Origin of the sequence: Oceaniovalibus sp. ACAM 378 (assembly GCF_008085915.1) — a bacterium.
In the GTDB taxonomy this organism is placed as follows: Bacteria; Pseudomonadota; Alphaproteobacteria; order Rhodobacterales; family Rhodobacteraceae; genus Oceaniglobus.
The window spans coordinates 1-7,919 of record NZ_VSJK01000047.1 but is presented as its reverse complement, the minus strand read 5'-3'; the positions used below and the strand labels follow the sequence as shown (position 1 = coordinate 7,919).

Sequence of the window (7,919 nt, the reverse complement as noted above, 5' to 3'; positions counted from 1 at the left end):
CGGGCACGGCAATCAGCACCTCATGACGCGCTTTGGAAATGTCAATCGCCACCAAAACAGGCTCGGCCTGTGCAATGCTCATATCGGTCATAGTCGGTCTCCTCTGCGGTGTGGTTTGTTGCAAAACGACTGTAGGGACCTGAGACCCGGCTATGACCGCTGCTGCGCAATTTGAACGCTGCGCAGGCTGTCATAGCCTCTCAATCAACATCATTCCGAAGGTGTTACGGGAAGGAGTTCACCGATCGTCTCTTCGGTCTGCGCAAGCGCGCCGCAACGGGCGCGTACGAGTTCGACAGGCTCTGCACTCGATATCGAACACCGCCTGACCCCGTCGAAGTCGCCTCAGACCAATGGAATGGTCGAGAGGTTCAACGGCCGCATCGAGGAGGTGCTGCAAAGCCACCACTTCCGATCCGGCGAGGAGTTGGCGACAACGCGGCACCGCTATGTCTGGCTCTACAATCATCAGCTTCCCAAGTCAGCCTTGGGCAGCAAGGCGCCGTTGCAGGCTGTGAGAGACTGGCCCAAACTCACACCACAGTTGTTCAAGAAACAGCCGTATTACCTGCCGTGTTCGATCCCATTTGCAAAGCCCAGAATCTCCCGCTCCGAGGAAACTCGGGCACCGGACACAGGTTTTCGGTGCCCGTCATGGCTCTCTTGCGCTCCCATGTGTGGTCGCCGCAAATCTTCGCCTTTCCGCTTGACCGGGCATCGCAGCCGGCGCACATTTCCACGATGTCGAAAAACCATGACGCTCTACTGTCCCAACTCCCTGCCCGGCTGAAATCTGCACGACTGGACAAATCCCTGTCCCTCGAAGCGGTTTCACGGCTTTCCGGTGTCAGCAAATCCATGCTGAGCCAGATCGAGCGGGGCGAGAGCAGCCCGACGATATCAACCCTGTGGAATCTCACACGGGCGCTGCAGGTCGATTTCGCCGGACTTCTCGAAGCCAAGGAAGAACCGTCGAGAATTGCGATCCTGCGGTCCGGTGCGGTGCCGACCATCACTATGAACAATTCGGGGTGCCGGGTTCGGATCCTGTCTCCGCCTGAAGATGCAGGTTCGCTTGAGATCTATGAACTGGCGTTCGAACGGGGGGGCGCTCTTGAAAGTCAGCCACATGCCATCGGTACAACGGAACATTTAACCGTCACCGAAGGGTGCCTGACGGTGATAAGCGGCGAAGCCTCGGAAACCCTGAACCAGGGCGACACGGCGCGGTATGCGGCTGACGTCACCCACTCGATCTCGGGCGATGACAAGTCTCGCGCTGTTCTTATTGTCATGAATCCCAGAAAGCTGGGCTGATCTGGCGTCAGAACTGGCAAACCCGTCGCGAGGCCGAAATCGTAATCTTCGAATACATAAACGGCTTCTACAATCCGCGCCGTAGGCACTCGAGCTTGGGCTGGAAATGCCCTGTCGTTTTCGAACGGAAGGTAGCTTAAACGAGCACTTGCGGCGGCACTAAAGCGCGACAGGTCGATAGTGCCGACCACAGGCCAAGTATATCTCGGCTGATCCAGAGCGTCAGATCATCGGCGCCGCCGTAGGCCTTTTTTGTACTCAGCCCGTTTTTCACCCGATGCTTTTGTTTCGGAAGGTTGTCACGACAATTGGCGTTGAACTTGTACGGCGTTTACAGCCATGCGCGATCTCTGCAACATGCCATCCACAACCCTTCTTTACGTCCAATCCAGGATGACTTTGCCACTGGTACCAGATTTCATGGTCGCGAAGCCTTTTTCGAAATCATCGACCGCAAACCGGTGTGTGATCACCTTTGAGATATCCAAACCATTCTGGAGCATTGCGATCATCTTGTACCAAGTCTCAAAGATCTCCCGCCCATAGACGCCTTTGATGGTAAGTGCCTTGAACACGATGCTGGACCAGTCGACGGGGGATTTGCCCGGTGGAATGCCCAGCATCGCGATGCGGCCGCCCATGACCATCGCACCCACCATCTGATCGAACGCGGCTGGATTGCCGCTCATCTCCAAGCCAATATCAAAACCTTCCGCCAGCTTGAGTGAGGCCTGCACATCTTTCAGGTCGGTTGTGGTTACGTTTACCGTGTGAACGTCTGCTATCCGCCCCGCCAAGGCGAGACGATCTTCATTCACGTCCGTGATGACGACATGGCGCGCCCCGGCATGACGAGCCACCGCGCCTGCCATGATGCCGATCGGGCCAGCGCCGGTGATAAGGACATCCTCACCCACCAGATCAAAGCTCAGCGCGGTATGAACTGCGTTCCCCAGCGGATCGAGGATCGCACCGATGTCGTCTGAAATGTCGTCAGGAAGCGGGATGACATTGAAGGCAGGCAGGCGCAGATATTCGGCAAAGGCACCTTGTTCGTTCACCCCGATACCCCGGGTGGTCGGGTCGAGGTGAAAGCGCCCCGAGCGCGACTGGCGGGAACGCTTGCCGATCAGATGCCCTTCGCCCGAGCAGCGTTGACCAAGATCAAGCCCTTCGACGTTGCGGCCGATCTCGACAATCTCGCCCGAAAACTCATGGCCGGTGATCAGGGGGACCGGCACCGTCTTTTGCGCCCATTCATCCCAGTTCCAGATATGGATATCGGTGCCGCAGATCCCGGTCTTGCGGATGCGGATCAGCACATCATCCGGCCCGATCTCGGGAACCGGAGCATTCTGCATCCACAGGCCCTCGGCGGGTTTTAACTTTGCCAGCGATTTCATCTGATTGGTCATGACAGCAAACCCTCGGCTTTGCCGGCACGCTCGAATGCGGCCAGCGCAAAATCCAGATCCTCACGGGTGAGGTCGGCGCTCATCTGTGTGCGGATGCGTGCCCTGCCCTTCGGCACGACGGGAAAAAAGAATCCGCTGGCCAAAATGCCTTCTTCGAACAGGCGCGCGGACATTTTCTGCGCCACTTTCGCATCGCCCAGCATGACGGGAATGATCGGATGCTCGCCTTTCAGAAGGGTGAACCCTAGCGCCTCAAGCCCGTTGCGCCAGTATCGCATATTGTCGAACAAACGGGCGCGCAGATCGTCGCCTGCTTCGACGATGTCGAGCGCCCTGAGGCTTGCCGCGACAATCGGCGGCGCCAGCGAGTTCGAAAATAGATAGGGCCGCGCCCGTTGGCGAAGCAGATCGATGACAGCCTGATCACCTGCGATATATCCGCCCATTGCGCCGCCAAGCGCCTTGCCCAGCGTCCCGGTCAGGATGTCCACATCGACACCGAAATGCGCAGGCGTTCCGGCGCCTTTCGGCCCCATGAAGCCTGTGGCATGGCAATCATCAACCATCACAAGCGCGTCGTATTCCCGCGCCAGACGGGTGATCTCGGGCAGATTTGCCAGATAGCCGTCCATGCTGAACACGCCGTCGGTGGCGATCATGATGAACCGGGCGCCCTGTTCACGCGCCAGTTTCAGCTGACCTTCCAAATCGTCCATGTCATTATTGGCATAGCGATAACGTTTCGCCTTGCAGAGCCGGATCCCGTCAATGATCGAGGCGTGGTTCAGACTGTCGGAAATGATCGCGTCTTCCGGGCCCAGAAGGGGTTCGAACACGCCACCATTCGCGTCGAAACAGGCCGCGAACAGGATGGTGTCATCCTTGCCAAGATATGCCGCCAACCGGCGCTCAAGCGTCCGGTGCATGTCCTGCGTGCCGCAGATGAACCGGACCGAGGCCATGCCGAAACCGTGGGTCTCCAGGGCTTGGGTGGCCGCTGAAACAAGATCGGGATGGTTTGCGAGCCCAAGGTAATTGTTGGCGCAGAGGTTGACGATCTGTCGCTCGCCGACCGTGATCCTGCCGGCCTGGGCGGAGGTAATCTCGCGTTCGGATTTCCACAGCCCGTCCGCCTCGATCTGGCGCAGGGTTTCTTTGATTTGGGTCGAAAATGCTGATATCATGGCGTTCTCCATTGTCCCGCGTGTAACATGACGCACGACGATTCCGCAATAGCGGATATTGGGCGTTCTGGATGGCATTGTTGTATAGATTGCGCATGATTTGATAGTGATGCGGTCCGGTCTCTGTAGGGCTCTTGAAATGCCACACAAGTTCAACGCCAATCGTCGTGACAAGATCCCGAGGCACAAGCATCGGACGACAAACTGCTTGTGATCAAGGCCGTCCTAGCAGGCAACGGCAAGGAGTTGCCCGAGGAGACAATTTTGTCTGTGAAGCCGATTGATCGTTCCAGCACAGCGCCTCCACGATCGCCGCATCGCTCTAGCCCTGCGGGCGCCCGCGCTTCCCACGACATGTCCGGATCGCACCAGACGGTCAGAAAGCCACGCTGCCTCAGGGCCCTATTATGCGCGCGCCAGTTGGTGGTCTTTGTCGCTTTGCTCACGCAGCTTGACTACCAGGTATGATTCAAGAGGTGAATCCCAGATCGGATTTGCGCAACAACGCAGGTCAGGACTGGTTTATTGTTTGGGGGGCGTGCGTTTCGGGTGCCGCAAGTCCGGCACAAAGGAACGTAATAAGGTTCTCCATCATCCCGTCTTTGTCGACGGGGTCAGATCTAGTTTCCGTCAAGTCACTAATTCGGCCAAGATCATTCAATATGAACAAATATGTCCCGATCATGAACGCCAGTCGTACGCCGACTGTGATCTCGGATAGGTGGGGGAGAGCTTTCTTCAGAGCGTTTCGATAGCGTTTGGTCGATCGGTCGTAGACTTCACGCCGAAGTCGGATCGCATGCTCGTCGGGTTCGGCGTGCATCCGAGCTTGCAGTTTCACGAACGCCTCACCACGCGGACCGCTGTGTTTCATCTCCCATTGCGGCTTCAGATATGCTGTCACGAGATCTTTGACCTCGGGTGGCTTTGAGTTCGCCAGCAACTCATCCAACAACTTTTCCCGCCGGTCGGTGATTTCTTTACCAAGGCTCACGAATACCTGATCAAAGAGCTGCTGCTTGGATTGAAAGTAGTAATTGATAAGCGCCTGATTAACGTCTGATCGAGCGGCAATTTCGCGAAGTCGCGCGCCAGCGAATCCCTTCTCTGCGAAGACAATTCCAGCACTATCAAGAATTGCTCGGCGCAGGTCCTTGCCTTGCGTAGGCCGTCCCGGTCCGCGGCGCCTTCCCTTGGCGGTTACGGCTGCTTTTTCGGATGACTTGAGGCCGGTGGTGGCGCTGGTTGATCCAGATGAAGGTGGCTGCTCAGTCATGGACTGCGCATGCCCGCCGTGCCGAATGCGATGGTCGATTCAAGCAATCCTTTGATGGGGTCATCATCACCTTCAATCAAAAGTTCGTCCAGCCGGCTTGTCCCGGAAAATGCATATAAGTAGGCACCAATCAATAATGTCAGTCGCTGGTATACTTCGCGCACGGGCATCTCGGGCAACAGGTCAGCAAAAGCTTTGGCGTAAGCATGTGTTGATTCGTTATGAACCAGTCGGCGTAGCTCAAATGACAGTTCAGCGGGCTCCATATGCAATCGTGCATGGAGGCGCAAAAAAGCCCTTCCTTGCGGATCATGATATAACGATGCCGCCGGCTCGATGAAGGCCGCAACCAAATCTCGTAGATCATGATTGCGGCGCGCCTTCAAAGTGGCAAGACGCTCCATCCTGTCTGCGGAAATAGCGTGCCCCCGACGCGTAAAGACCTCTCTGAAAAGGTTGTCTTTATTCTTGAAATAGTAGGCAACCATAGCTGGATTCGCGCCCAGTTTTTCGGCTACTTGACGTAATGTAGTGCCAGCGTAACCCTGTTCGGCAAACAGCGCTTCGGCAGCGTCAAGAATGCCTTCTGACAGGTTGGTTTGACCTTCAGGGCGACCTGGGCGGCGCGCCTCATTGGGCAATTTCTTGTTTGCTTTGAGCATACTGTCTCTCCACATAAGTTCCATTTAACAATGCGATACCGACCTGAAGCCATCAAGGGTTCACCTGCCCGACCGGCAACACGCAACAGTTGTTCTCTGTATCTCTAGACAGATTTGACGGACTGTCGACCCATTCAAAAAATTATTAATTAGTCACTTGATTAATTAAAGCGCGTCGATAAGGTGAGCGTACTCAAGAACACAACTCAACAGGATGGACCCATGAACAGACTACTCAAGAGCGGTGTATTTGCCGCCTGTTTTGCCGCGCTCGCACTGCCGGTCGCGGCCGAGGAAACCGACGTAACGCTTCAGGCGGTTGCTGGAAGCATCGGCGGCGTTCCAATGATGATCATTGAGGGCGAGGGCCTTGATGAAAAGTATGGTTTCAAGGGTCAATTCGAGTATCTCTCCAGCGACGGGCTTTTTCAGAACTTCCTGATCGGCAACTCTGATGTGTCGATGGATAACGACATGCTTGGCGTCGCCATAGCACGCGCTGAAGGCTTCGACGTTTCTGCGGTATATCCTGTTGGCAACCTCTATCTTGGGATTGTGGTTCCTGGATCTTCCGACGCTCAAACCCCTGAAGATCTGCGCGGTATGCGAGTAGGTCACTTCGGCGCGGATTCCGGCACCACCTCTTTCATCCGCCTGATCGTTCAAGAGATGTATGGCTTCGACGTCCTCGAAGAATACGAAATGTCGCAGGTCGGTCCCGCAGCACTGGTGCAGTTGCTGGCACAAGGCGAAGTTGATGCGATCTTCAACTTTGAATCCTTCGTGTCAGAAGCGATGGTTGCCACTGACGGTCGTTACCTTTTGCAGGCATACGCGGATTACTCCAAATTCACCGGCGGCTACGCGCCTTGGATTACCAATATCGTGATGCACAACGATTGGATGAAAGAGAATCCGGCAACGGCCTATGCAGTTCGCGATGCATATGACGAAGCGATTGCCATGCTTCAAGACAGCAAATACGAAATTCTTCGCAAGCCTTACATCGTAGAAAAGCTGGGGATCACCAGTGACGCAGTGCTCGATCAAATCATCGAGAACGGCAATACCTACGGATATTTTGGCAACGATTGGTCAGATGAAAAACGTGCAGCAGCGCAGGCGTTTCTGGAAACTCTCGCAGAAAACGGTTCCGTGATTAAAAGCGTCCCTGAAGGCATCATGGTTACTCTCGAAGAAGCAATCGGCCCACGGCCCTAAGATTACGAAGGAGGGCTGTTATGTCCCGAATTGAAAGATTAACTTGGGCCACCGCTGCCCTCCTTCTCCTGATCCCGATGTGGTATCTGGCGGCGGACCGCGCGACGTTCATTGAACGACCTGATGATGTTTTGCGCGCCTTGCCGCACTTCCTTTCCCAATCCGAGACTTGGACCAATATCGGCATTACGTCGCTGCGTGTGGTAATCGGCCTTGCATTGGGGATTGTTGCAGGGGTCATCGCCGCTTTCGTCATGTCCAGATCGAAATTTCTGGGACATGTTCTGACCTACTATGTCATCGCTGCCTTGCGGACCCCAAGTGCGATTGCTGCAATCCTTGGTCTTGCGATATTCAAAGGGTCGGAAGCTGGTTACGTTCTTGTCGTTGCCTTTATCACGTTTCCTTACATGGCAATCGGCATGCGGGACGGCCTGAACAGCGCCGACCGCGAGTTGGACGAAATGGCGCAGATCTACCATCTCAATCTGGCAGCTCAGGTGCGCAACATCTGGGCGCCGTTCGTAGCCCCCTACATTTTCTCAGCACTGCGCAATGCTCATGCATTATCATGGAAAGTCATTGTCGTAGCTGAAATTTTCGGCGCTGCTCGGTCTGGGTTCGGTGCCCGTTTTGAGCATGCCTGGGAATACATGATTATGATCGAAGTACATCTCTGGCTGCTTGTATTTATGGCCATAGTACTCATCGCCGAATCAGGGGAATCGCGTTTGGAACTGAAGGCGTGAACGGTCGCTCTTGCCTGTGAGGGCGAGATGGATTCTGAATTGGGGATTGCGTTCACGGAGTCCTCATCCTCATGCAGATTTTTCTATCCGCCTTC

General features: G+C 55.4%; 7 protein-coding genes and 2 pseudogenes. 5 read left to right on the top strand and 4 right to left on the bottom strand.

Annotated elements, in window-relative coordinates:
* Positions 1–228: 228 nt before the first annotated feature.
* The 3 genes and pseudogenes from FQ320_RS24805 to FQ320_RS24795 form a co-directional block, all read left to right on the top strand.
* Positions 229–574, top strand: a pseudogene (locus FQ320_RS24805) (integrase core domain-containing protein); the annotation flags it as partial.
* A 167-nt stretch (positions 575–741) separates the two neighbouring features.
* Positions 742–1,317, top strand: a complete 576-nt coding sequence (locus FQ320_RS24800; RefSeq protein ID WP_148475940.1) for a helix-turn-helix domain-containing protein — start codon at positions 742–744, stop codon at positions 1,315–1,317.
* Positions 1,305–1,457: pseudogene (locus FQ320_RS24795) on the top strand (IS3 family transposase); the annotation flags it as partial. The gene FQ320_RS24800 and the pseudogene FQ320_RS24795, both read left to right, overlap by 13 nt.
* Before the next feature lie 237 nt (positions 1,458–1,694).
* Here FQ320_RS24795 and tdh read toward each other — a convergent pair.
* The 4 genes from tdh to FQ320_RS24775 all read right to left on the bottom strand — a co-directional run bounded on the left by tdh (position 1,695) and on the right by FQ320_RS24775 (position 5,854).
* Positions 1,695–2,732, bottom strand: coding sequence for an L-threonine 3-dehydrogenase (tdh, locus tag FQ320_RS24790; RefSeq protein WP_148475939.1), 1,038 nt, complete (start codon positions 2,730–2,732; stop codon positions 1,695–1,697).
* Positions 2,729–3,916: a glycine C-acetyltransferase gene (locus tag FQ320_RS24785; RefSeq protein WP_148475938.1), complete on the bottom strand. Its 1,188-nt coding sequence runs from the start codon at positions 3,914–3,916 to the stop codon at positions 2,729–2,731. Before FQ320_RS24785 ends, tdh begins: the two co-directional genes overlap by 4 nt.
* A gap of 511 nt (positions 3,917–4,427) precedes the next feature.
* Positions 4,428–5,192 (bottom strand): TetR/AcrR family transcriptional regulator, encoded by a 765-nt coding sequence (locus FQ320_RS24780; RefSeq protein ID WP_148475937.1) that lies wholly within the window; start codon positions 5,190–5,192, stop codon positions 4,428–4,430.
* A complete protein-coding gene (locus tag FQ320_RS24775; protein WP_148475936.1) occupies positions 5,189–5,854 on the bottom strand; it encodes a TetR/AcrR family transcriptional regulator in 666 nt (221 codons plus the stop codon). Before FQ320_RS24775 ends, FQ320_RS24780 begins: the two co-directional genes overlap by 4 nt.
* Positions 5,855–6,076: 222 nt before the next feature.
* Here FQ320_RS24775 and FQ320_RS24770 point away from each other — a divergent pair, with 222 nt between their 5' ends.
* Together FQ320_RS24770 and FQ320_RS24765 are read left to right on the top strand one after the other, a co-directional pair.
* Positions 6,077–7,075 (top strand): ABC transporter substrate-binding protein, encoded by a 999-nt coding sequence (locus tag FQ320_RS24770; RefSeq protein WP_148475935.1) that lies wholly within the window; start codon positions 6,077–6,079, stop codon positions 7,073–7,075.
* A 20-nt stretch (positions 7,076–7,095) separates the two neighbouring features.
* On the top strand, positions 7,096–7,824 hold the full coding sequence (locus FQ320_RS24765; RefSeq protein WP_148475934.1) for an ABC transporter permease: 729 nt from the start codon (positions 7,096–7,098) through the stop codon (positions 7,822–7,824).
* Positions 7,825–7,919: the final 95 nt, after the last annotated feature.